General features: G+C 55.0%; 27 protein-coding genes. 18 read left to right on the forward strand and 9 right to left on the reverse strand.

The genetic code is table 11. The features are described 5' to 3' along the window. Positions 1–348 precede the first annotated feature (348 nt). Genes ulaA through V6940_RS19570 form a run of 6 tightly spaced genes read left to right on the forward strand, consistent with a single transcriptional unit; the run spans position 349 to position 4,759 of the window. Positions 349–1,749 carry a PTS ascorbate transporter subunit IIC gene (gene ulaA / locus V6940_RS19545; protein WP_185669106.1) on the forward strand — a complete coding sequence of 467 codons (1,401 nt, stop codon included), beginning with the start codon at positions 349–351 and terminating at the stop codon, positions 1,747–1,749. Between the two features lie 12 nt (positions 1,750–1,761). Next, positions 1,762–2,067 (forward strand): PTS ascorbate transporter subunit IIB, encoded by a 306-nt coding sequence (ulaB, locus tag V6940_RS19550; RefSeq protein ID WP_185669107.1) that lies wholly within the window; start codon positions 1,762–1,764, stop codon positions 2,065–2,067. Positions 2,068–2,076: 9 nt separating this feature from the next. Next, positions 2,077–2,547 carry a PTS ascorbate transporter subunit IIA gene (gene ulaC / locus V6940_RS19555; protein ID WP_185669108.1) on the forward strand — a complete coding sequence of 157 codons (471 nt, stop codon included), beginning with the start codon at positions 2,077–2,079 and terminating at the stop codon, positions 2,545–2,547. Positions 2,548–2,560: 13 nt separating this feature from the next. After that, positions 2,561–3,211 carry a 3-keto-L-gulonate-6-phosphate decarboxylase UlaD gene (gene ulaD / locus V6940_RS19560; protein ID WP_333497001.1) on the forward strand — a complete coding sequence of 217 codons (651 nt, stop codon included), beginning with the start codon at positions 2,561–2,563 and terminating at the stop codon, positions 3,209–3,211. A gap of 10 nt (positions 3,212–3,221) precedes the next feature. Beyond that, entirely contained in the window at positions 3,222–4,076 is an 855-nt protein-coding gene (locus V6940_RS19565; protein ID WP_333497002.1) for an L-ribulose-5-phosphate 3-epimerase, read from the forward strand. Next, positions 4,076–4,759, forward strand: coding sequence for an L-ribulose-5-phosphate 4-epimerase (locus V6940_RS19570; protein WP_333497003.1), 684 nt, complete (start codon positions 4,076–4,078; stop codon positions 4,757–4,759). The genes V6940_RS19565 and V6940_RS19570 overlap by 1 nt, the downstream gene beginning before the upstream one ends. Before the next feature lie 125 nt (positions 4,760–4,884). On the opposite strand, the gene V6940_RS19575 is transcribed toward V6940_RS19570, so the two are convergent. Then, positions 4,885–5,160, reverse strand: coding sequence for a DUF1471 domain-containing protein (locus V6940_RS19575; RefSeq protein ID WP_185669112.1), 276 nt, complete (start codon positions 5,158–5,160; stop codon positions 4,885–4,887). Between the two features lie 340 nt (positions 5,161–5,500). Between V6940_RS19575 and rpsF the strand changes: the two genes are divergently transcribed. From rpsF to V6940_RS19600, 5 genes are all read left to right on the forward strand, one after another. Continuing rightward, on the forward strand, positions 5,501–5,896 hold the full coding sequence (rpsF, locus tag V6940_RS19580) for a 30S ribosomal protein S6 (RefSeq protein ID WP_035893279.1): 396 nt from the start codon (positions 5,501–5,503) through the stop codon (positions 5,894–5,896). Positions 5,897–5,902: 6 nt separating this feature from the next. After that, positions 5,903–6,217 (forward strand): primosomal replication protein N, encoded by a 315-nt coding sequence (priB, locus tag V6940_RS19585; RefSeq protein WP_062776065.1) that lies wholly within the window; start codon positions 5,903–5,905, stop codon positions 6,215–6,217. 4 nt (positions 6,218–6,221) lie between these two features. Next, the gene (gene rpsR, locus V6940_RS19590) at positions 6,222–6,449 is read left to right on the forward strand and encodes a 30S ribosomal protein S18 (protein WP_002210155.1); all 228 of its coding nucleotides are present in this window, start codon (positions 6,222–6,224) and stop codon (positions 6,447–6,449) included. 39 nt (positions 6,450–6,488) lie between these two features. Beyond that, positions 6,489–6,938, forward strand: a complete 450-nt coding sequence (gene rplI, locus V6940_RS19595; RefSeq protein WP_064546889.1) for a 50S ribosomal protein L9 — start codon at positions 6,489–6,491, stop codon at positions 6,936–6,938. Positions 6,939–7,084: 146 nt separating this feature from the next. After that, a complete protein-coding gene (locus tag V6940_RS19600) occupies positions 7,085–8,011 on the forward strand; it encodes a DMT family transporter (RefSeq protein WP_333497004.1) in 927 nt (308 codons plus the stop codon). A gap of 52 nt (positions 8,012–8,063) precedes the next feature. On the opposite strand, the gene V6940_RS19605 is transcribed toward V6940_RS19600, so the two are convergent. Then, positions 8,064–8,705 carry an OapA family protein gene (locus V6940_RS19605; protein WP_333497005.1) on the reverse strand — a complete coding sequence of 214 codons (642 nt, stop codon included), beginning with the start codon at positions 8,703–8,705 and terminating at the stop codon, positions 8,064–8,066. A gap of 209 nt (positions 8,706–8,914) precedes the next feature. On the opposite strand from V6940_RS19605, the gene fklB reads away from it, so the two are divergent. From fklB to nudI, 3 genes are all read left to right on the forward strand, one after another. Continuing rightward, positions 8,915–9,535, forward strand: a complete 621-nt coding sequence (gene fklB / locus V6940_RS19610; protein ID WP_220439636.1) for an FKBP-type peptidyl-prolyl cis-trans isomerase — start codon at positions 8,915–8,917, stop codon at positions 9,533–9,535. Between the two features lie 302 nt (positions 9,536–9,837). Next, positions 9,838–11,244 carry a D-serine/D-alanine/glycine transporter gene (gene cycA / locus V6940_RS19615; protein ID WP_185669115.1) on the forward strand — a complete coding sequence of 469 codons (1,407 nt, stop codon included), beginning with the start codon at positions 9,838–9,840 and terminating at the stop codon, positions 11,242–11,244. 192 nt (positions 11,245–11,436) lie between these two features. Continuing rightward, a complete protein-coding gene (gene nudI, locus V6940_RS19620; RefSeq protein ID WP_035893267.1) occupies positions 11,437–11,862 on the forward strand; it encodes a nucleoside triphosphatase NudI in 426 nt (141 codons plus the stop codon). 38 nt (positions 11,863–11,900) lie between these two features. Here the strand turns inward: nudI and ytfE are convergent, their stop codons facing one another. Continuing rightward, positions 11,901–12,563 carry an iron-sulfur cluster repair protein YtfE gene (gene ytfE / locus V6940_RS19625; protein ID WP_333497006.1) on the reverse strand — a complete coding sequence of 221 codons (663 nt, stop codon included), beginning with the start codon at positions 12,561–12,563 and terminating at the stop codon, positions 11,901–11,903. A 231-nt stretch (positions 12,564–12,794) separates the two neighbouring features. Between ytfE and V6940_RS19630 the strand changes: the two genes are divergently transcribed. Then, a complete protein-coding gene (locus V6940_RS19630; protein ID WP_333012830.1) occupies positions 12,795–14,444 on the forward strand; it encodes a methyl-accepting chemotaxis protein in 1,650 nt (549 codons plus the stop codon). A 3-nt stretch (positions 14,445–14,447) separates the two neighbouring features. Here V6940_RS19630 and V6940_RS19635 read toward each other — a convergent pair whose 3' ends face one another. From V6940_RS19635 to V6940_RS19645, 3 genes are all read right to left on the reverse strand, one after another. Then, complete coding sequence (locus tag V6940_RS19635) at positions 14,448–15,413, reverse strand: DMT family transporter (protein WP_333497045.1); 966 nt, start codon at positions 15,411–15,413, stop codon at positions 14,448–14,450. 76 nt (positions 15,414–15,489) lie between these two features. After that, positions 15,490–16,314: an AraC family transcriptional regulator gene (locus V6940_RS19640; RefSeq protein WP_220439634.1), complete on the reverse strand. Its 825-nt coding sequence runs from the start codon at positions 16,312–16,314 to the stop codon at positions 15,490–15,492. 81 nt (positions 16,315–16,395) lie between these two features. Beyond that, entirely contained in the window at positions 16,396–17,244 is an 849-nt protein-coding gene (locus V6940_RS19645; RefSeq protein WP_333497007.1) for an SDR family oxidoreductase, read from the reverse strand. An 84-nt stretch (positions 17,245–17,328) separates the two neighbouring features. On the opposite strand from V6940_RS19645, the gene V6940_RS19650 reads away from it, so the two are divergent. After that, positions 17,329–17,715, forward strand: a complete 387-nt coding sequence (locus V6940_RS19650) for a winged helix-turn-helix transcriptional regulator (RefSeq protein WP_220439632.1) — start codon at positions 17,329–17,331, stop codon at positions 17,713–17,715. 106 nt (positions 17,716–17,821) lie between these two features. Here V6940_RS19650 and V6940_RS19655 read toward each other — a convergent pair whose 3' ends face one another. Next, positions 17,822–19,765, reverse strand: a complete 1,944-nt coding sequence (locus tag V6940_RS19655; protein ID WP_333497008.1) for a bifunctional 2',3'-cyclic-nucleotide 2'-phosphodiesterase/3'-nucleotidase — start codon at positions 19,763–19,765, stop codon at positions 17,822–17,824. A 212-nt stretch (positions 19,766–19,977) separates the two neighbouring features. Between V6940_RS19655 and cysQ the strand changes: the two genes are divergently transcribed. After that, the gene (cysQ, locus tag V6940_RS19660) at positions 19,978–20,724 is read left to right on the forward strand and encodes a 3'(2'),5'-bisphosphate nucleotidase CysQ (protein WP_185669123.1); all 747 of its coding nucleotides are present in this window, start codon (positions 19,978–19,980) and stop codon (positions 20,722–20,724) included. Here the strand turns inward: cysQ and V6940_RS19665 are convergent. Beyond that, positions 20,721–21,275 (reverse strand): YtfJ family protein, encoded by a 555-nt coding sequence (locus V6940_RS19665; protein WP_333497009.1) that lies wholly within the window; start codon positions 21,273–21,275, stop codon positions 20,721–20,723. The two genes, cysQ and V6940_RS19665, sit on opposite strands and share 4 nt — an antisense overlap. Before the next feature lie 321 nt (positions 21,276–21,596). On the opposite strand from V6940_RS19665, the gene V6940_RS19670 reads away from it, so the two are divergent. Then, a complete protein-coding gene (locus V6940_RS19670; RefSeq protein WP_035893246.1) occupies positions 21,597–21,803 on the forward strand; it encodes a DUF1107 domain-containing protein in 207 nt (68 codons plus the stop codon). Positions 21,804–21,873: 70 nt separating this feature from the next. On the opposite strand, the gene V6940_RS19675 is transcribed toward V6940_RS19670, so the two are convergent. Next, the gene (locus V6940_RS19675; protein ID WP_185669125.1) at positions 21,874–23,217 is read right to left on the reverse strand and encodes a hemolysin family protein; all 1,344 of its coding nucleotides are present in this window, start codon (positions 23,215–23,217) and stop codon (positions 21,874–21,876) included. Positions 23,218–23,430 lie beyond the last annotated feature (213 nt).

Raw genomic sequence — 23,430 nt, forward strand, 5'->3', positions numbered from 1 at the left:
AAATCGTCATAAGTAATCACATTGTGATTTGTTGTGATTGATACTGTCACCGTTTTTTCATTATTGCAATGATGTTTTTTGACGTGTGAGAGGACGATCTCAATGGGTGGTAACCATAAATCAATAATTGTTAATCTATGTTTTATTATTATATTGTTGATTTAATTGATTTAATTTTGTGTTTTTTGAATGGTTATTAATTCCACCCTTTAAATGTGCTTATTATTGCGGCGTGCGTCACATTTAATCAAATTACATCTTGTTGTGATTATTTTTGATTATTAGAGTGTGTCACACCACCGCTGAGCAGGGTTGCTGGTTCAGCCACTTCATTTATCGGAGAGCGTTATGGAGATCCTCTACAACATCTTTACCGTCTTTTTTAATCAGGTGATGACTAACGCCCCGCTGCTGCTGGGTATCGTGACCTGTCTCGGTTATATCCTGCTGCGCAAAAGCGTCAGCGTGATTATCAAAGGCACCATCAAGACGATTATCGGCTTTATGCTGCTGCAGGCGGGGTCCGGCATCCTGACCAGCACCTTCAAACCGGTGGTGGCAAAGATGTCCGAGGTCTATGGCATCAACGGCGCCATCTCTGATACCTACGCCTCAATGATGGCAACCATCGAACGCATGGGTGATGCCTATAGCTGGGTGGGATATGCGGTGCTGTTAGCGCTGGCACTAAACATCTGTTATGTGCTGCTGCGGCGCATTACGGGGATCCGCACCATCATGCTCACCGGGCACATCATGTTCCAGCAGGCTGGGCTGATTGCGGTGTTCTTCTATATCTGCGGCTACTCCATGTGGACCACCATTATCTGCACCGCGGTGCTGGTGTCGCTCTACTGGGGTATTACCTCCAATATGATGTACAAGCCGACCCAGGAAGTGACGGATAACTGCGGCTTCTCCATCGGTCACCAGCAGCAGTTTGCGTCATGGATTGCCTACAAGGTTGCGCCGTTCCTCGGTAAAAAAGAGGAGAGCGTGGAGGATCTGAAGCTGCCGGGCTGGCTCAATATCTTCCACGACAACATCGTCTCTACCGCCATCGTGATGACGGTCTTCTTCGGCGCGATTCTGCTGTCGTTTGGTCTGGATGTGGTGCAGGCGATGGCCGGTAAAACCCACTGGACCATCTACATCTTGCAAACCGGCTTCTCGTTTGCGGTGGCGATTTTCATCATCACCCAGGGCGTACGTATGTTTGTCGCCGAGCTGTCCGAAGCCTTTAACGGTATCTCTCAGCGCCTGATCCCCGGTGCCGTGTTGGCGATTGACTGCGCCGCCATTTATAGCTTCGCGCCCAACGCCGTCGTATGGGGCTTTATGTGGGGCACCATCGGCCAGCTGATTGCCGTGGGCATTCTGGTCGGCTGCGGCTCTTCCATCCTGATTATTCCGGGCTTTATCCCGATGTTCTTCTCCAACGCCACCATCGGCGTCTTTGCCAACCACTTCGGCGGCTGGCGCGCGGCGCTCAAAATTTGTCTGGTGATGGGGATGATCGAAATCTTTGGCTGCGTATGGGCGGTGAAGCTGACCGGCATGAGCGCCTGGATGGGCATGGCCGACTGGTCAATTCTGGCACCGCCGATGATGCAGGGCTTTGCCTCCATCGGGCTGATTTTCATGGCTGTCATTATCGTGATTGCCCTGGCTTATATGTTCTTCGCTGGCCGCACCCTGCGTGCCGAAGAAGATGCGGAAAAACAAATGGCAGAAGTTTCTGCTCACTAAGGAGTGTTGATTATGACCGTACGTATCCTGGCTGTATGTGGTTGTGGGCAAGGCAGCTCCATGATTATGAAGATGAAAGTCGACCAGTTCCTCAAAGAGCAGGGCGTTGATCACACGGTAAACAGCTGTGCGGTAGGCGAGTACAAAAGCGAGCTGAGCGGGGCCGACATTATTATCGCCTCCACTCACGTAGCGAGCGAAATCACCGTCTCCGGCAATAAATACGTGGTTGGCGTACGCAATATGCTCTCGGCGGCCGACTTCGGTCCGAAGCTGATGGAAGTCATCAGCGCGCATTTCCCGAAAGACGTGAAGTAAGGACAACCCATGAAGCTACGTGATTCATTGGCGGAGAATAAATCTATCCGCCTGCAGGCGGAAGCCAATAGCTGGCAAGAAGCGGTCAAAGTGGGTGTTGACCTGCTGGTGGAGGCCGGTGTGGTGGAGCCGCGCTACTTCCAGGCGATTCTGGATGGCGTTGAGCGTTTCGGCCCGTACTTTGTGATTGCTCCAGGTCTGGCGATGCCGCACGGCCGCCCGGAAGAGGGGGTGAAGAAAAACGGCTTTGCGCTGGTCACCCTGAAAACGCCGATGGTGTTTAACCACGAAGACAACGACCCGGTCGATATTCTCATCACCCTGGCGGCGGTTGATGCTCGTACCCATCAGGAAGAGGGCATCATGCAGATCGTCAATCTGTTTGAAGATGAAGCCAATTTCGACCGTTTACGCGCCTGCCGCACCGAGCAGGAAGTACTGGATTTAATCGATAGCGCCACCCTGGCGGCGACAGCTTAAGAAGGAATTGAATATGTCATTACCGATGTTGCAGGTTGCGCTGGATAACCAGACGCTGTCCCACGCGTACGAAACTACCCGTCTGATTGCGGAAGAGGTAGATATCATTGAAGTTGGCACCATCCTTTGCGTCGGCGAAGGGGTGCGCGCGGTGCGCGATCTTAAGGCGCTGTACCCGCATAAAATTGTGCTGGCTGATGCCAAAATTGCTGATGCGGGCAAAATCCTCTCCCGTATGTGTTTTGAGGCCAACGCAGATTGGGTCACCGTGATCTGCTGTGCGGATATCAACACCGCCAAAGGCGCGCTGGACGTAGCAAAAGAGTTTAACGGCGACGTGCAGATTGAACTGACCGGCTACTGGACCTGGGAGCAGGCCAAAGAGTGGCGTGATGTGGGCATTCAGCAGGTGGTCTATCACCGCAGTCGCGACGCGCAGGCCGCCGGTGTGGCGTGGGGCGAGGCGGATATCAGCGCCATCAAACGTCTGGCGGAGATGGGCTTTAAAGTGACCGTCACCGGCGGGCTGGCGCTGGAAGATCTGCCGCTGTTTGCAGGTATCCCTATTCACGTCTTTATTGCCGGTCGTAGCATTCGTGATGCGGCATCTCCAGTAGAAGCTGCGCGTCAGTTCAAGCGTTCTATTGCGCAGCTTTGGGGCTAAGGAGCGGCCTATGTTGTCGAAACAGACTCCGCTTGGTATCTATGAAAAAGCGCTCCCTGCCGGGGAGTGCTGGCTGGAGCGCCTACGTCTGGCGAAAGCGCTGGGCTTTGATTTCGTTGAAATGTCGGTGGATGAAACCGATGAGCGTCTGTCGCGCCTCGACTGGAGCCGCGAGCAGCGTTTAGCACTGGTGAGTGCGATTGCGGAAACTGGTGTGCGGGTGCCGTCGATGTGCCTGAGCGCCCATCGCCGCTTCCCGCTGGGCTGTGAAGATGACGACGTTCGCAACCAGGGGCTGGAGATTATGCGTAAAGCCATCTGCTTTGCGCAGGATATCGGTATCCGGGTGATTCAACTGGCGGGATACGACGTCTATTATCAGCAGGCGAATGACGAGACGCGTCGGCGTTTTCGCGACGGCCTGAAGGAGAGCGTTGAAATGGCCAGCCGCGCGCAGGTCACGCTGGCGATGGAGATCATGGATTACCCACTGATGAACTCCATCAGCAAGGCACTCGGCTACGCGCACTATCTGAATAACCCATGGTTCCAGCTGTACCCGGACATCGGCAACCTGTCGGCGTGGGATAACGACGTGCAGATGGAACTGCAGGCCGGGATTGGGCACATCGTCGCCGTGCACGTGAAAGATACCAAACCGGGCGTCTTTAAAAACGTTCCCTTTGGTGAGGGCGTTGTCGATTTCGAACGCTGCTTTGAAACGCTACGCGAGAGCGGCTACTGCGGCCCGTATCTGATTGAGATGTGGAGTGAAACCTCAGACGACCCGGCGGGTGAAGTGGCAAAAGCGCGCGATTGGGTGAAGGCCAGAATGACCCGCGCCGGACTGGTGGAGGTGGCATAATGCAAAAGCTAAAACAGCAGGTGTTTGACGCGAATATGGATTTGCCGCGCTATGGTCTGGTGACCTTTACCTGGGGCAACGTCAGTGCTATCGACCGTGAACGCGGTCGGGTGGTGATTAAACCCAGCGGTGTGGCGTATGAGACCATGACCGTGGATGACATGGTCGTTGTGGATATGGACGGCAAGGTAGTGGAAGGGCGCTATCGCCCATCCTCCGATACCTCGACGCACCTGGCCATGTATCGCCGCTACCCGTCGCTCGGCGGCGTAGTGCATACCCATTCCACGCATGCGACCGCGTGGGCGCAGGCCGGCCTGGCGATTCCCGCACTAGGTACCACCCATGCAGACTATTTCTTTGGCGATATTCCCTGTACCCGTGCGCTAACGGAAGCCGAAGTGCAGGGCGAATATGAGCTGAACACTGGCAAGGTAATTATCGAGACGCTGGGTGACGTGGAGCCGCTGCACACGCCGGGGATCGTGGTGTATCAGCATGGCCCGTTTGCCTGGGGGAAAGACGCGCACGACGCGGTGCATAACGCGGTGGTGATGGAAGAGGTAGCGAGGATGGCGTGGATTGCGCGCGGTATCAACCCGGCGCTTAGCCCGATCGACAGTTACCTGATGAATAAGCACTTCATGCGTAAGCATGGGCCGAACGCCTATTACGGGCAGTGACCGTTGACCCAAAAATTGTGCTCCGGGATTTGTACGCCTTCGGGATGTTACTGGTCTGATTCCGGGGCCTTTTTACGGCAGGCGTTCTTCGCCCTCAGGACGGGGGCGAAGAACGAAGCACGGGATTAGCGATACAGCGCAGCGCTCGCGTGGATCAAACCGTTGCTTCCGGGCTCATGTATCAGGATGGGCTGAAAGTATTTCGCCCCCTGAGCATCGCTCTCCTGACTGAGCGCCTGGTCGGCCTCTTGCTCAGTGGCGATATTATGGTTGATATAGATAACCCCCAGGCTCTGAACATCGTCCATGTTACGTGCCTGATGGCCATCGATCTTAATGGCAGCCTGTGCACTGGCGCTTGCCAGTAACACAGCCATTGCGGCAATGACGATAGATTTCATACTCGACTCCTTACTGATAGTCCTGGCGCTAACGCGGGGGCTCTCCTCTTGCTGTGGTTGACTACTGACTTAATTGTAATCGGTCTTTGGCAACTGTATGGCGACCTTTTCTGATGCTGTTGTTCAAAAAATTGCCGCATTCGGGGCTGTTTAATTTTAAATCACTGACTTAGGTCGACTTTACGTTTTGTGTGAATTTTTTGCGCAATCAGCTTGAGTTTCCCGGGGCTGGCAAGTATTATTACGCGTCATTTTTCAGCCGACCTTTAACACGTTCCTTGCCTCCATGGGCCTCGGCTGACCCAGACAGGAGGCTGAATAATCCGTAAGGAGCAATTCGATGCGTCATTACGAAATCGTTTTTATGGTCCATCCTGACCAGAGCGAACAGGTTCCGGGTATGATCGAGCGCTACACTGGTGCAATCACTGCAGCAGAAGGCACGATCCACCGTCTGGAAGACTGGGGCCGCCGTCAGCTGGCTTACCCGATCAACAAACTGCACAAAGCTCACTACGTTCTGCTGAACGTTGAAGCGCCGCAGGAAGTGATCGATGAGCTGGAAACTAACTTCCGCTTCAACGATGCCGTTATCCGCAGCATGGTTATGCGTACTAAGCACGCTGTTACCGAAGCGTCTCCGATGGTTAAAGCGAAAGACGAGCGTCGTGAACGTCGCGATGATTTCGCAAACGAAACCTCAGATGATGCTGAAGCTGGGGATTCTGAAGAGTAATTTCTGATGACCAATCGTCTGGTGTTATCCGGCACAGTGTGCAGAACACCGCTTCGCAAGGTCAGCCCATCAGGAATTCCTCATTGCCAGTTCGTGCTTGAGCATCGTTCTGTGCAGGAGGAAGCCGGTTTTCACCGGCAGGCGTGGTGCCAAATGCCCGTTATTATTAGCGGACACGAAAACCAGGCCATTACTCACAGTATAACGGTCGGTAGTGCAGTCACCGTTCAGGGTTTTATCTGTTGCCACAAAGCAAAGAATGGCCTGAGCAAAATGGTTCTGCATGCCGAGCAGATTGAATTGATAGATTCTGGAGACTAGCCATATGGCACGTTATTTCCGTCGTCGCAAGTTCTGCCGTTTCACCGCGGAAGGCGTTGTTGAGATCGATTACAAAGACATCGCAACGTTGAAAAACTACATTACCGAAAGCGGTAAAATTGTCCCGAGCCGTATCACCGGTACTCGTGCAAAATACCAGCGTCAGCTGGCTCGCTGCATCAAGCGCGCTCGCTACCTGTCCCTGCTGCCGTATACCGATCGTCATCAGTAATCGGCCGCTGTCTATTAACGACTTTAAGAGGATAAGGTAATGCAAGTTATTCTGCTTGATAAAGTAGCAAACCTGGGTAGCCTGGGTGATCAGGTTAACGTTAAAGCGGGCTACGCTCGTAACTTCCTGGTACCACAGGGTAAAGCTGTTCCTGCTACCAAGAAAAACGTTGAATTCTTCGAAGCACGCCGCGCTGAACTGGAAGCCAAACTGGCTGACGTTCTGTCTGCTGCTGAAGCTCGTGCTGCGCAGATCAATGCACTGGAATCCGTAACCATCGCGTCTAAAGCAGGCGACGAAGGTAAACTGTTCGGTTCCATCGGTACTCGCGACATCGCTGATGCTGTAACTGCAGCTGGCGTTAAAGTTGCTAAGAGCGAAGTTCGTCTGCCGAACGGCGTTCTGCGTACCACTGGTGAGCACGAAGTGGACTTCCAGGTTCACAGCGAAGTGTTCGCTAAAGTTATCATCAACGTTGTTGCTGAGTAATCTGCAACCCACGTTTTGATAACAACAAACCGCCGGCCTTGTGCCGGCGTTTTGCTTTTTAGTCCCACCACTTTTCGACTGGCTATCTTTCGTCCTTTTCGCGATAATCAAAAAATTAAAACAATATTTTAATTTTTGGTGAAAGAATGGAAACTCTGCGCCAGCATCCTCTGTTTTCCCGTAAAAACATCGTCTATCTCTGTGCCGCATTCTGTTGTCTGCTGTGGGGAAGCGCCTACCCGGCGATTAAGAGTGGGTATGAGCTGTTTCAGATCGCCGCCGATGATATCCCGACTAAAATCGTCTTTGCAGGCTATCGCTTCCTGTTTGCCGGGCTGATACTGCTTCTGCTGGCAATGGCGCAGCGCAAGCCGGTGGCGCACCTGAGCGCACGCCAGTTCGGTCAACTGACCCTGCTGGGGCTGACGCAGACTTCGCTGCAGTACATCTTCTTCTACATCGGCCTTGCCTTCACCACCGGGGTGAAAGGGTCAATTATGAACGCCACCGGCACCTTCTTTAGCGTGCTGCTGGCGCACTTTATCTACCAGAACGACCGGCTGAGCTATAACAAGACGCTGGGCTGTATTCTCGGCTTTGCCGGGGTGATGGCGGTGAACTTCAATAGCGGGCTGTTGGACTTCAACTTTAGCCTGGGCGATGGCTCGGTGGTGCTGGCGGCGTTTATCCTGTCGGCGGCATCGCTGTACGGAAAACGCATCTCCCAAACGGTAGACCCGACGGTGATGACCGGCTACCAGCTGGCGCTGGGCGGTCTGGCGCTGGTGGTCGGGGGCTATCTGAGCGGCGGAACGCTGACCTTCCACGGTTTCTCATCGGTGGCGATTCTCGGCTATCTGACGCTGCTCTCGTCGGTCGCTTTTGCGCTGTGGAGCATTCTGCTTAAGTACAACCGCGTGGGAATGATTGCGCCGTTTAACTTCCTGATCCCGGTATCGGGGTCGGTGCTGTCGGCGATTTTCCTCGGGGAAAATATTCTCGAGTGGAAATACGCGTTGGCGCTGGTGCTGGTTTGTTCGGGGATTTGGTGGGTCAATAAAGTTAAAAAGTAGCCCGGCCAAGCGAAGCGACGCCGGGAAGACTCGGCGTCGCGATCAAGATGTGTTAACGCGCGCGAATAAAGCTGCCATCCGGCTGGCGGGTAAACAGCACCTGGCCGTTGTCGGACTCAATGGTTAACCCGGTTACCACGCCGTTAGCATTCTTGCGAATCTGTACCTTCTGGCCGTTTTTCAACGTGCTGAGCGGTTTACCTGCGCCTTCGACCTGCGCCATGGCATATACGTCCGTTGGCGGCAGATTATTGTCACGGAACAGCTGTGCCAGCGTTTTTCCGGCCTCTACCTGATAGGTATGCCATTCGTTGCTGCTGCGGCTCTCCTGATACGGCTGAGTGCGCGACGGCGCAGCCTGCTGCTCGCTCGGCTGCTCTTCCTGCACCGGTTCCGGCGCGACAGGGGCAACCTGATCGAGATCGTTAGATGGCGTCACCAGCTGAGCATGAAGCGGCTGGGCGTCTGGCTGCGGCGTTTGTGACTGCGACTGGAAGTCCAGCTGGGCGGAACGCGTGACCTGCGCCGGTGGTCTGTCGTCAGCGGAAGGCAGCAGGAAGCCGACAATAATCGCCAGCGCAGCAACAATCACGCCGCGACGGTGGGCAGGCGGCAGCGGGTCCAGGATGCGAAGATCGTCCGGCGCGTGCCAGATTTTCACCAGCAAAGGTTTTATTTCAAATCTCCCGGGCATGGCTCTCCTCCTGCTCCGTGTCGATGCTATCCAGTATAGATGGCTAACTGCCTGATGAACGTGGCAAAGCGCACTTTCATCATATCCTATAGGCAAAGTGTATTGTTTCTTTTTCCCGGTAATTTGTCATCTTTCCTGACACAAAGTTTACCCTGTGCGGCGTGGCTGCTATGCTGCCCGCTACTTTATACCCGAAGAAAGGAAAGACGATGGCCACCCCGACTTTTGACACTATTGAAGCACAGGCAAGCTACGGTATCGGCCTGCAGGTAGGGCAGCAGCTGAGCGAGTCCGGTTTGCAGGGTTTACTGCCGGAAGCACTGGTTGCCGGTATCGCCGATGCGCTGGAAGGCAAACAGCCTGCCGTGCCGGTAGACGTTGTTCATCGTGCGCTGCGTGAAATCCACGAACGTGCTGATGCCGTGCGTCGTGAACGTTTTGCGGCGATGGCCGAAGACGGCGTGAAATATCTGGAAGAAAACCGTGAGAAAGAAGGCGTCAACAGCACCGAATCCGGTCTGCAGTTCCGTGTTCTGACCCAGGGCGAAGGCGCAATCCCAGCGCGTACCGATCACGTTCGCGTGCACTACACCGGTAAGCTGATTGACGGCACCGTATTCGACAGCTCCGTCGCGCGCGGCGAGCCAGCTGAATTCCCGGTTAACGGCGTTATCGCTGGCTGGATTGAAGCGCTGACCCTGATGCCGGTTGGCTCTAAGTGGGAACTGACTATCCCTCACAACCTGGCCTACGGCGAGCGCGGCGCGGGTGCTTCCATCCCTCCGTTCAGCACGCTGGTCTTCGAAGTCGAGTTACTGGAAATCCTGTAATCCTCGCACTTATCCTCTCTCCGTCCGGGGAGGGGATACAAACTCCTGAAGTTAGATATATGTTGGGATTTAATCTTGCAAATACAGCAATTGCGTGTATTTTTGTGAGCTGTTTCCCATGGGTGAGGTGATATAACACTCACTTTAAACATAAAATTAACATTATATTTAAATCATAGTATTCATCCCTCCGATTCTTACCTAATATCGAGACATCCTATAGATAGGATCGTCTTGCATGACGACATAAAGGGCCAGTAGAGCCCGCACAACACAGACAGAAACAACAGGAAGAAAAATACATGGTTGATCAGATCAAAGTCGCTGCTGCCGCTGAGCAGGAGCCGGCTGAACAATCGCTACGGCGAAACCTCACAAACCGACATATTCAGCTTATTGCCATCGGCGGTGCCATCGGTACCGGGCTGTTTATGGGATCGGGCAAAACTATCAGTCTCGCTGGGCCATCGATCATCTTCGTTTATATGATCATCGGTTTTATGCTTTTCTTCGTGATGCGCGCGATGGGTGAGCTGCTGCTCTCCAACCTCGAGTACAAATCGTTCAGCGACTTTGCCGCTGACCTGCTTGGCCCATGGGCCGGGTATTTTACCGGCTGGACCTACTGGTTCTGCTGGGTGGTGACCGGGATGGCGGACGTCGTTGCCATCACCGCCTACGCGCAGTTCTGGTTCCCCGGACTCTCTGACTGGGTAGCCTCGCTGGCGGTGGTGGTTCTGCTGCTGAGCCTTAACCTCGCCACCGTGAAGATGTTCGGTGAGATGGAGTTCTGGTTTGCGATGATCAAAATCGTTGCCATCGTGGCGTTGATTATCGTCGGTCTGGTGATGGTGCTGATGCACTTCAAATCACCGACCGGCGTAGAAGCGTCGTTCGCTCACCTGTGGAACGACGGCGGCTGGTTCCCGAAAGGCATCAGTGGCTTCTTTGCGGGCTTCCAGATAGCGGTCTTCGCCTTCGTGGGGATTGAGCTGGTGGGTACCACTGCAGCGGAAACCAAAGATCCTGAGAAATCGCTGCCACGCGCGATTAACTCCATTCCAATCCGTATCATCATGTTCTACGTGTTCGCGCTGATCGTGATTATGTCCGTGACCCCGTGGAGCTCGGTCGTTCCGAACAAGAGCCCGTTCGTTGAGCTGTTCATGCTGGTCGGCCTGCCGGCGGCGGCGAGCATCATCAACTTTGTGGTGCTGACCTCGGCGACTTCTTCTGCCAACAGCGGCGTGTTCTCAACCAGCCGTATGCTGTTCGGTCTGGCGCAGGACGGCGTAGCGCCAAGTCTGTTCGCGAAGCTCTCTAAGCGTGCGGTACCGGCAAAAGGGCTGACCTTCTCCTGTATCTGCCTGCTGGGCGGCGTGGTAATGCTGATGGTGAACCCAAGCGTGATCGCGGCCTTTACCATGATCACCACCGTGTCGGCGATTCTGTTTATGTTCGTCTGGACGATTATCCTGTGCTCTTACCTGGTATACCGTAAGCAGCGTCCACACCTGCATGAGAAATCCATCTACAAAATGCCTTTGGGCAAAGTGATGTGCTGGGTCTGCATGGCGTTCTTCGCCTTCGTTCTGGTACTGCTGACTCTGGAAGCGGACACCCGCGAAGCGCTGATGGTGACGCCAATCTGGTTCATCGTGCTGGGGCTGGGTTGGATGTTCCTGCGTAAGAACAAGCTGGCTAAGTAAGCGAATTTCCCCCTCACCCTAACCTTCTCCCCAAGGGGGAGAAGGGACCGTCCGGTGCGGTTTACGGGGTGAGGAGAAACGACACAAAGCGCCCATCGTGGCGCTTTCTTTGTTTTTGAGCCCCACCTCGTAGTCCCCCCTTTGTTAACGTGCTACTTTCCCCGCCACAAACGAAAAGCGTATGGAGATGAAATGCGTCAGAGAACGATTGTCTGCCCGGTGATTCAAAATGAGGGCGAATACCTGCTGTGCAAAATGGCCGATGACCGTGGTGTTTTTCCCGGACAGTGGGCGATTTCCGGTGGTGGCATGGAGCCGGGCGAAACCATGGAAGAGGCGCTGAGACGCGAGATTGGTGAAGAGCTGGGAGACGCGCTGGAGATTACCGAAGTGAAGCCGTGGACCTTTCGTGATGATGTGCGGGTAAAAACCTACGCCGACGGAACGACCGAGCAGATCTACATGATTTATCTCATCTTCGACTGCGTGAGCGCCAACCGGGATATTACTTTCAACGAGGAGTTTCAGGAGGTCGCCTGGGTCAAACCCGAAGCGTTGGCCGATATGGATCTTAACGTGGCGACGCGGGAAACTTTCCGCCAGAAAGGGCTGCTGTAATAGAAAACGCCTCCCGCATGGGGAGGCGCTTAGCCATCTTATTCGCCTTTGAGCGCGCGTGGGAACAGCACGTTATTCTCGAGGCTGATGTGCTCCATCAGATCGTCGATCATCTCGTTGATGCCGTTATACATCGCCTTCCAGGTGGTGCAGGCTTCCGGCGGAATGGTGACGTTCTGGGTGGTGTGCTTGATCACTTCCAGCAGTTCGCCCGCGTCATCATGCTCGCTTTCCATTACGCTGATTGGCCCCATCGCCTGGCTGCCCATACCTTGTTTGATCATCGGGAACAGAATCTGCTCCTCTTTCATCATGTGGCTGGAAAGCTCCTGATGCAGCATGGTCAGGTATTTCGCCAGGCCTTTCGGTACGTTCGGTTTGTCGGCGTGTACACGTTCAACTTTGGTAGCCTGCAGAATCAGCTCTGGCAGCTGTTCGCGGTGACGGTCGTGGTAGCGCACGATGATGTGGTCGATGATTTCGGCTAGCGGCGCAACGCGCCAATCTTTTTCAACCGGCTGCTCGGCCAGTTTCGCCAGCTCGGCTTCAATCACGGCAACGTCGAGCTCTTTGCGGTCCGCCGCACGGGCCAGCGTCTGCTTACCGCCGCAGCAGTAATCCATATCGTATTTACGGAACAGCGCGGATGCGCGTGGGATGGAGAGCGCCAGCTCGCCTAATGGTTGGTCGCGAAAGGCCATTGCAGTTACCTCGTCATCAATAATATAAGATGCATTTTAAATGCATCTTTAAATCGAAGATATACCCCTTTGTAGGCAGGGGAAATTAAGTGATGGTTGTCACAAAAATTTATTACGCTTTAACGTGCTGAATCTTATTAAGAATGACGCTGGTAAGACCTGAATCGATTAAACAAGCGCGTGGCGCTGCCGATAGTGAGACTTCAGACCACCTGCACTTAAAGGCAAAAGATGTTTAAAAGAATAAAAGTGATTACCGTCCTGATTGTCGTACTGGTCGCGCTGGGCGCGATGCAGCTGATTTCGGCGGGCGTATTTGTACGCGCGCTGAATAACGACAAGCAGAATTTTACCGTTTCGCAGCTCTCCAGCCAGAACGTGGCGGAGTTTACCGATGCATGGATTAGCCTCAACCAGGCGCGCGTGACCCTTAACCGCGGCATGCTGCGTCTGCAGGGCACGATGGCGAGCAGCGTTAACGGTGGCGAACTGAAAACGTTAGTGGAGACGGCCAACAATTTGCTGGCCGATGCGAAACGTCATTACGACACCTATTACGCATTACCGGAAACGCCGGGCATGGACGGCCATCTGTCAGACAGCCTTGAGAAACAGTACGGCATCTACTCCGCAACGCTTGCCCGCATGAATGAACTGCTGGCAGAAGGCAAGCTGGAAGAGATGTTCAAGCAAAACGCTGAGCAAAAACAGCAGGCGATGCAGGCGGTTTATCAGGACTGGCGTGCGGCGCAGGCAACGCTGACCAGCGCCGGGGTGAAACAAAATGAGAGTGACTACGTGCGGATTTTGTGGAGCCTTGGCGTCATGCTGGCAGTGGCGCTGGCGGTTATTGTGGTGAGCTGGGTGGCGATGCAGCGTGTGCTGCTTAAACCGCTGCATAAAGTGATGGACCACATTCGCCACATTGCCGAAGGTGACCTGACCAACGATATCAATACCGAAGGCAGCAACGAAATGGCGCTGCTGGCGCGTAACGTCAACGATATGCAGCAGTCGCTGGCGAAGACCGTCGGCGTGGTGCGTGAAGGCGCTGACACCATCTACACCGGCGCAGGTGAAATTTCTGCTGGCAGTAACGATCTCTCTTCCCGCACTGAACAGCAGGCAGCCTCGCTGGAACAGACCGCTGCCAGCATGGAACAGCTGACCGCGACGGTGAAGCAGAACGCCGACAACGCGCGTCAGGCTACCCAACTGGCGCAGAACGCGTCTGAAACCGCGCAGAAGGGCGGAAACGTCGTCGACGGTGTGGTGCGTACGATGGACGAAATTGCCGCCAGCTCCAGCAAAATCGCTCAGATCACCAACGTCATTGATGGCATTGCCTTCCAGACCAACATTCTGGCGCTGAACGCGGCGGTAGAAGCTGCGCGAGCCGGAGAGCAGGGACGCGGCTTTGCCGTGGTTGCCGGTGAGGTACGTACGCTGGCGCAGCGCAGCGCACAGGCCGCGAAAGAGATTAAAGGGCTGATTGATGACTCGGGCAACCGCGTCAGCGCCGGCTCCGCGCTGGTGCACGAAGCCGGTGAAACGATGGCGGAGATTGTCAACGCCGTCACCCGCGTCAGTGACATCATGGGCGAAATTGCTTCCGCCTCCGATGAGCAAAGCCGCGGTATTGACCAGGTGGGCCAGGCCGTCGCCGAGATGGACCGCGTCACTCAGCAGAACGCCTCGCTGGTGGAAGAGTCCGCCAGCGCTGCGTCAGCGCTGGAAGAGCAAGCGGCACGTCTGAATGAAACGGTGGCGGTATTTAAAATCTCCCGCCAACAATCCATGCAGAAAGCGCCGATGAAAAAAGCCTTCGTGCCAACGGCGAAAGCCGCACCGCTCAACGAAGCGAACTGGGAAACGTTCTAAGCCTCAGACCTCAGAGACCGGCACCACCGCCGGTTTCTGCGGTTTTGACCGCACCGCAATCACCACGCCTATCACCAGCAGCGCAATCCCGCTCAGCGTTAGCATCGGTGGCATTTCCTGGCGCAGCAGGAAGGTATACAGCAGCCCCGCCAGCGTTTCGAAGACAATCAATGGCCCAAGGATCACCGTTGGCAGCCGTTGGCTCGCCACGTTCCAGCACAATGCACCCACCCACGAACAGAGCACGGCAATGGCGATCATCAACCCAATAAATACCGTTGGCCGTGGGCCGAAAGGTAGCGCAAACTCCGGCGTCTGGACGTTCAGCCACAGACAGGCCGCGACGTATCCGATAACGGACACCGGCAGCGTGACCAGCGCCTGCGCGGTGGCCCACATCAGCGGCGGCTGGTGCGGATTCTCCCGCAGCCAGCGGGCGTTACGCAGGGCATACCACGCCCAGCACACCACCGACACGCTCGCCAGCGCAATCCCGGAGCCGTAGCGCCAGCCGCTGAAGTCCGGCAGCCCCTGACGCAGCTCGGCGATATTCACGCACAGCAGCCCAATGCCAATCAGCACCAGCGCGGGCATCAGCCGCATCCACGACAGCTTACCGTCGCGCTGGCTATAGAGCAGGTTGGCAAAAATCGGGATCACCACCGGCAGGGTAGCGATGATCATCGTCGAGATCGGCGCCCCGGTGCGCTGAATGGCACTGGCAAGACAGACATAATAGATAAGGTTGCCGACCATCGTCAGCCCCAGCGCCGTCCACCAGTCCTGACGCGTAAGCTGGCGCAGACGCGCCCGGCCCAGCCACGCCAGCGGCAGGGCAATCAGCCCCAGCGCCAGATAGCGCCCCATCGACTGCAATACCGCCGGGTAATCCGGCACGATTAACGGCCCGACAAAAATCAGCCCCCACATCAAACCCGCTAACAGGGCATACAGCACACCGCTAATCATCATGATTTCCACTTCTGTTGAACATGCTGAAAAGTGTAGGAGGGGAAAGCTGCGCCGTATTGTATGAGATTGCTGATTAGCGACGGACAACCTGTTTTTGGTAGCGCACTGGCGTAATGCCGTAGCGCTGGGTAAAGGCGCGGGTGAGGTGCGACTGGTCGGTTAGCCCGGTTGCGGCGGCGACTTCAGCGGCGGGCATGCCGTGGGTCAGAAACTCTTTGGCGCGCCATAAGCGTACGGCCATCAGCATCTGGTGCGGCGTGACGTGGAAATGGGCTTTGAACTGACGCTGGAAGTGCCACGGGCTCAGCGCTGCAACGTTCGCCAGCTCGTCGAGGGTGATGGGGTGCATATAGTTATCGTAGAGATAGTCGCGCACGTGGGCAAAGCGGTGCGCCCCTTCAGCCAGTACCGGCGCATGACAGGCCAGCGGCTGGAAGGTGTCGATCATATCCAGCAGTAGCCCTTTTTGTGCGAGCGGGTCGTCGGTATGCCAGAGGGCGTGGATCTGGCGACCAATCAACAGCGAGCGCTGCGGGTCGTGGCGGGTGACATCATCAAACCACCAGTGACGAACGCCGGTGACCTCTTCAAGCAGGTCGGGCTGGAGGTAAATCATCCGGTAGCGCCAGCCGTCGGCGGTTTCCGCCTCGCCGGTGTGCAGTTCGTCCGGGTTCATGGTGACAACCGAGTGAATTGGCGCAACGTGCTGGGTACCGCGATAGCGAAAGCGCTCGGCACCGGCTTCAATCACGCCAATACCAAAGGCTTCGTGGGTGTGGGGTTCAAAGGCGTAGCGGGAGATATGGGCATGATAAAGCTCAACGCCCGGCACCTGCGCCAGATGGCGAAAGCGGGCGCTGTCTTTCTCATCGCTGAACTGTTCTGGTACGCCTTGCACGTGATGTTTCCCCCTGGACCATTCTTTTATTATCAGAGATGGCCCGCGGGGGCGCTACCACATTTAACCGATTTTTAACGATTACAGGATGCCTTTGACGCTCTCAGCAAGCGGCGTGGTTGGGCGACCAATCAGTTTGCTCAGGGTATGGCTGTCGTCGAACAGACCGCCTTTGGAGGCACCAACGTCAGAGTCCGCCAGCATATCGGCCAGCCCGGCAGGCAGGCCCACGCTTTTGAGCGCGGCGGCGAAATCGGCCTGGCTCAGGTTCTGATAAACCACTTTTTTACCGCTCTGTTTTGCCAGTTCTGCGGCCAGTTCGCTGAGCGTCCAGCCGTGGTCCCCTGCCAGTTCGTACACTTTCCCCGCGTGGCCTTCTTCAGCGATGACGCGTGCCGCTGCGGCAGCATAGTCTTCACGGGTTGCCGAGGCGATTTTGCCTTCACCTGCCGCACCGATAAACACGCCGTGCTCCAGCGCAGGCGGTGCGCTCGCCAGATAGTTTTCGGTGTACCAGCCGTTACGCAGCAGCGCGTAAGGAATGCCGGAATCGGCCAGCATTTTCTCGGTTTCGACGTGCTCAACATGCAGGCCCAGCGGTGATTTATCGGCGTGCAGCAGGCTGGTGTAGGCGATGAACTTCACGCCCGCCGCTTTGGCGGCATTGATGATATTGCGGTGCTGCGGCGCGCGCTGGCCGACTTCGCTGGAGGAGATAATCAGTAGCTTATCCACGCCCTGCAAGGCTTTGGTCAGCGCCGCTTCGTCGCCGTAATCGGCCTGACGAACAACGATACCTTTCTGGCTCAGCGCTTCGGCTTTCGCCGGGTTGCGGACAACGGCAACTAGCTGGCTGGCCGGGGTGGTGTTGAGCAGGTTAGCAATGACGTGCTGGCCAAGCTGGCCGGTGGCTCCGGTAATGGCGATCATGGGTCTTCTCCTTCGTGTTCGTATGGTGTTGTGGTAAGCTATCACCATAACTAACTTTTAGTAAGTACGTACAAAAAGGTAAGTATGAAAGAAATAAATCCGACGCTGACGCAAAAGCTACGCAACGGCAATCTGTTTGCCGAAAGCTGCCCTTCACGGGACGTGCTCAAACACGTGACCAGCCGTTGGGGCGTACTGATTCTGGTGGCGTTGCGCGAAGGCACGCATCGCTTTAGCGACCTGCGCCGCAAGATGGGCGGGGTTAGCGAAAAAATGCTCGCCCAGTCGCTACAGGCGCTGGAGCAGGACGGTTTCATCAACCGTATCTCCTACCCGGTGGTGCCACCGCACGTTGAGTATAGCCTGACGCCGCTGGGTGAAGAGGTGAGTGAGAAGGTGGCGGCGCTGGCGGACTGGATTGAGGTGAATTTGCCGGTGGTGATGGCACAGCAGATCCCGGCGTCGGCGTAAACGCCTCGGCCGGACGACGTTCGCCGGATGGCGCTGCGCTTATCCGGCCTACCATGCTAACTCGCGTGTAGGTCGGGTAAGGCGTAGCCGCCACCCGGCAGGTCTTTTACTTACTCAAATCCAGTTGATAAATCGCGAATCCAATATCATCCGTCGCCACCTGCTTCATCGGATACTGGGCTTTCTCTTTGATAAACGCCGCCGCTTTTTCTGACGGAGAGGTTTCAAAGCGGATATCCAGTTTGGTGTCGCTGTGGATCGGGGCCAGGCGCCAGTTGTTATCTGCCGCCGGGTGAATTTCCCCGTTGTTCTTCGACTGTTCGCTAATCCACGCCGCCAGCACCGAACGGTTTTCATCCGGTGAAGCGAAAGCGATATGGCTGTCGCCGGTACCCGCGAACTTACCGCCATAAGCGCGGTAGTTGTTGGTGGCGACGAGGAACGTAGCGTTCGGGTCAATCGGCTTGCCGTTAAAGGTCAGGTTCTTGATACGCTCAGATGTCGGGTTAATGCTCTGGCATTCGCCGTCGTAGCGCGCTGGTTGGGTCACATCAATCTGATAATCCACGCCGTCGATAACGTCGAAGTTATAGGTACGGAAACCATCCCAGTTGATAAGCTCCTGCGGTTTGCTGCTGTGTGGGTCGATCTGGTTGAACTGCCCGGCGGAGCATTCCAGCCACTCTTTCACCTCTTTACCGCTGGCTTTTACCACCACCAGAGTGTTCGGGTAGAGGTAGAGGTCGGCGGCATTGCGGAAGGTAAGCTGGCCTTTTTCCACTTCGACGTAGCTTGCCGGGTCGTTCTTACGTCCACCGACTTTGAACGGCGCGGCAGCAGAGAGCACCGGCAGTTTTGCCAGGTCCGGGTCGCCCTGAATAAAGTGCTCAACGTAGGCTTTTTGCGCCATGTTCACCACCTGCACGGTCGGGTCGTCCTGCACCAGCGACAGGTAGCTGTACATATTGTCGGAAGACTTGCCGATAGGCTTGCTGACAAACTCGCGGGTGGCATCGTGATCGGCCTTCAGCGCATCAACCAGCTTGTGGTCTTCTGCCGCCAGCGATTTCTTCGCTGCCGCATCGTAAATCGGGCGCGCCTGCGCTTGTGCGGAGGTCACCTGCCATTTGCCGCTGTCGTTGTTCAGCACCAGGTCAACCACGCCCAGATGGTCGCCCCACATCCCTGGCATTACCGCTGGAATCCCGTTAAGCGTGCCTTTGGCGATATCCGCCCCTTTGATGCTGGCGAAGTCTTTGCTCGGGAACACCGCGTGCGCGTGGCCAAACATAATGGCATCGACGCCCGGCACCTGGCTTAAGTAATAGACGGAGTTCTCTGCCATCGCCTGATAGGGGTCAGCGGAGAGACCGGAGTGGGCAATTACCACCACTACGTCTGCGCCGCTGGCGCGCATCTCTGGGACGTATTGACGCGCGGTTTCGGTAATGTCGTTCACCGTCACTTTGTCGCTCAGGTTGGCCTTATCCCAGGTCATGATCTGCGGCGGCACAAAGCCGATATAGCCAATCTTCAGCGTCTGCTTTTGACCGTCTTTATCGACCACCTCAGTTTCTTTAATCAGATAGGGCGTAAATAGCGGCTTTTTGGTCTTAACATCGATGATATTGGCGTTAACGTACGGGAATTTAGCTCCTGCCAGCGCTTTATGCAGATAATCCAGACCGTAGTTGAATTCGTGGTTACCGAGATTGCCGACGCTGTAATCGAGCAGGTTCATGGCCTTATAAACCGGGTGTACATCGCCCTGTTTCAGCCCTTTGGCCGCCATGTAATCGCCCATCGGGCTGCCCTGGATAACGTCACCGTTATCGACCAGTACGCTGTTTTTTACTTCATCGCGGGCGGCGTTAATCAGGCTCGCGGTGCGCACCAGGCCGAATTTCTCGGTAGCGGTATCTTTGTAGTAATCAAAATCCATCATATTGCTGTGCAAATCAGTGGTTTCCATAATGCGGAGATCCACCGTTGCGGCATTTACGCTGGCAGCAATCAACGTCGCCAGAAGCGTTGCGCTAAACTTGATCATCAGAGGCATCCTTTTTTTAGATCTGAGACACAGATTTAAATGTATTTGTATTCTGTTACTTACGAGGATGTGAATCATGCCAGAAATGCGTGACAGGAAATCGGCAGCGGTTCACAGATATCCGGGACGATGATGGGAATAGCAGAATTAACGGCGATGCGATATAAATAAAACAATAAGTTAACGCCACTGTAATCTCAACGAGGTGGAGAATGTTAGAACAAGTCTGTCAGCTTGCGCGTGACGCAGGCGATGCCATTATGCAGGTGTACGACGGAAAGCTGCCGCTGGATGTCACCAGCAAGCAGGATGATTCACCGGTTACGGCCGCCGATATCGCTGCGCACCATGTGATTATCAAAGGGCTGAAGGCGCTGACGCCGGACGTGCCTATTCTCTCGGAAGAGGACCCGCCGGGCTGGGACGTACGCCAGCACTGGCAGCGTTACTGGCTGGTGGATCCGCTCGACGGCACCAAAGAGTTCATCAAGCGCAACGGCGAATTCACGGTCAATATCGCGCTGATTGAAAACGGGAAAGCGGTGCTTGGCGTGGTGTTCGCGCCGGTGCTGAAGGTGATGTATAGCGCAGAAAACGGCAAGGCGTGGAAAGAAGAGTGCGGTGTGCGTAAGCCGATTCAGGTGCGCGACGCGAACCCGCCCAAGGTGGTAGTGAGCCGTTCCCACTATGCTAACGATGACGAGCTGAAAGAGTATCTGCAGCAGTTGGGCGAGCACGATACCGCATCCATTGGCTCATCGCTGAAGTTCTGTCTGGTGGCGGAAGGTGAAGCGCAGCTTTACCCGCGCTTCGGGCCAACCAACATCTGGGATACTGCAGCAGGGCACGCGGTGGCTGCCGCAGCCGGCGCTCACGTCAACGACTGGCAGGGGAAAACGCTGGATTACACCCCACGCGAATCGTTCCTGAACCCCGGCTTCCGGGTCTCTATTTTTTAATTGAGTAGCTTATGCAGCAGGGCAACCACCTGCTGCACTTCTGTCTGTGTCAGCGCCCCATCTTTGGCCCACTGAACCCGCCCCTCTTTGTCCAGAACCACAATGGCAGAGCTGCCTTCATCCAGTTGCCAGGCTTTACGCACCAGTCCATCGCTGTCGACGATAAACTGTGACCACGGATAGAGCTTTTTATTGCTTTCAATGCTGCTGCGCACAAACATCGACGAGCCGGGGATCGCGTCGTCTGTATTCACAATCGTGGTGGTCTGGTAGCGGTCGTGCGGCAGATTCGCCGCTTTAATCGCCTCGACGAGGGTCGCATTTTTCTCTTTTGCTGATGAACGCCCGGCAATATGTTGCACTACCCTCACTTTTCCAGGCAACTGCGCGCTATTCCAGTTTTTATAGCTAAACTTATCGTTATCGAGAATGAGTTCGCCGCGATCCGCCACGCCAACCGGCGAAACACGTTGTCCATTTGTAAAGTTATGCGCGGTTGCCATTAACGGCATTAACAGGCATGAAACCGCCAGCAGGGTACGTAGGGTCATGGTTTTTCCTTTTTATATGCAGGTGATCAGACCACTTGGCCGATAGCTTTAATCATATGTGCGATCTATGGTTTTTTCCCGCAAAGGCGGTGCCAGTTTGTGGAGGAACGCACACAATCTCACGAAATCGAAGGCTTATACTGTGTTCGTCGTATAGCTGAAAAGAAAGTTCTGAATTATTGTAATAAAAAGGTAAATAAGGTCCTCTAAGATAGAGGACCTCTGTTGTTATGGACTATAGTTAACAAGTACTTCACTTTGCGCCCCGGAGCGTTGAGCCAAATGTGGACAACAAGGGCGTAGTACTTGCAGGAGATTAGAATGAAAATTTTCCAACGCTACAACCCGTTTCAGGTAGCCAAATACGTTAAGACCCTGTTCCGTGGACGGTTGTACATCAAGGACGTTGGCGCTTTTGAATTTGATAAGGGCAAAATTCTTATCCCAAAAGTCAGAGACATTCAGCACCTTTCTGTAATGTCTGAAGTTAACCGCCACGTGTTACGCCTACAGACTGACATGGCGTAATCAGAACACGATGCGGCAGAATTAAAAACGGCTCCCAATGGGAGCCGTTGATGTTTCTGGCACTCGCGTTTTACGCGGTGCGCTGTTCGCTTTCTATGATATCAGCCTGTTTCGGCACCAGCACCGTCGGCTTGTTATCAATGCGCGTCACCAGCAGCTGGTCGATGCGGTAGTTATCAATATCCACCACCTCGAACTTGTAGCCGGAGAACTTCACCGCATCGGTACGTTTCGGGATTTTACGCAGCATAAACATCATAAAGCCGCCGATGGTTTCGTAGTTGTCCGACTGCGGGAAATCGTCGATATCCAGCACGCGCATCACGTCATCGATCGGCGTACCGCCATCAATCAGCCAGGAGTTTTCGTCACGGGCGACGATCTGCTCTTCCAGCCCCTGGCCGACCAGGTCGCCCATCAGCGTGGTCATCACGTCGTTAAGGGTGATGATCCCCACGACCAGCGCGTATTCGTTCATGATAACCGCGAAGTCTTCACCGGCGGTTTTGAAGCTTTCCAGCGCCTCTGAGAGGGTGAGGGTGTCCGGCACGATCAGCGTGTTGCGGATCTGCACGCCGCTGTTCAGCGCCATGCTCTGGTTAGCCAGTACGCGGTTCAGCAGGTCTTTGGAGTCGACGTAGCCAATGATGTGGTCAATGTCTTCGTTACACACCAGGAACTTGGAGTGCGGGTGTTCGGCGACTTTATTTTTCAGGCTCTGTTCGTCTTCATGCAGATCGAACCAGATGACGTTTTCGCGCGGGGTCATCGACGACGGCACGGTACGGGATTCCAGTTCGAACACGTTTTCAATCAGCTCGTGCTCCTGCTTACGCAGCACGCCAGCCAGCGCGCCGGCTTCCACCACCGCATAGATATCGTCGGAGGTAATATCGTCTTTACGCACCATCGGCAGCTTAAAGATACGGAAGATGATGTTGGCCATGCCGTTGAAGAACCACACCAGCGGCCGGAAGACCGCCAGGCAGAAGCGCATCGGGTTGATGATACGCAGAGCCACGGCTTCAGGCGCAATCATACCGATGCGTTTCGGGGTTAAATCCGCGAACAGGATAAACATCCCGGTCACCAGCGAGAAGGAGAGAATAAAGCTCAACTGCTCGGAGAGTTCCGCTGACATATATTGGGAGAACAAGGAGTTGAATGCGGGAGAGAAAGCTGCGTCGCCGACGATACCGCCGAGAATGGCAACGGCGTTAAGGCCGATTTGCACCACGGTAAAGAACATACCGGGGTTTTCCTGCATTTTTATAACACGTAAGGCGTTGGTATTGCCTTCATCAGAAAGCAGTTTCAGTTTAATTTTGCGCGATGCTGCAAGTGAGATCTCAGAGATTGAGAAGAACGCACTGACTGCGATCAGACAAAGTATTATGAGTATACTGTTTAACATATCTTATCTAACCCGTGGGGTCAGATCCTCGGAAGGGGAAGTTGATAAATCCGTGTGAAATACACATTGAAAATCGCCTCGTAGGTGATGGGGCGACAATTTCAGCGGTTAGTATAGCGTAAAGCACTGTAAAGCCGCCAGAGGTCACATTTTGTTTAGGTGGGGAGCGGTAGGCCGGATAAGCGAAGCGCCATCCGGCAATGCACGCGGGGT

Origin of the sequence: Kluyvera sp. CHPC 1.251, assembly GCF_036759945.1 — a bacterium.
GTDB lineage: Bacteria > Pseudomonadota > Gammaproteobacteria > Enterobacterales > Enterobacteriaceae > Kluyvera > Kluyvera sichuanensis.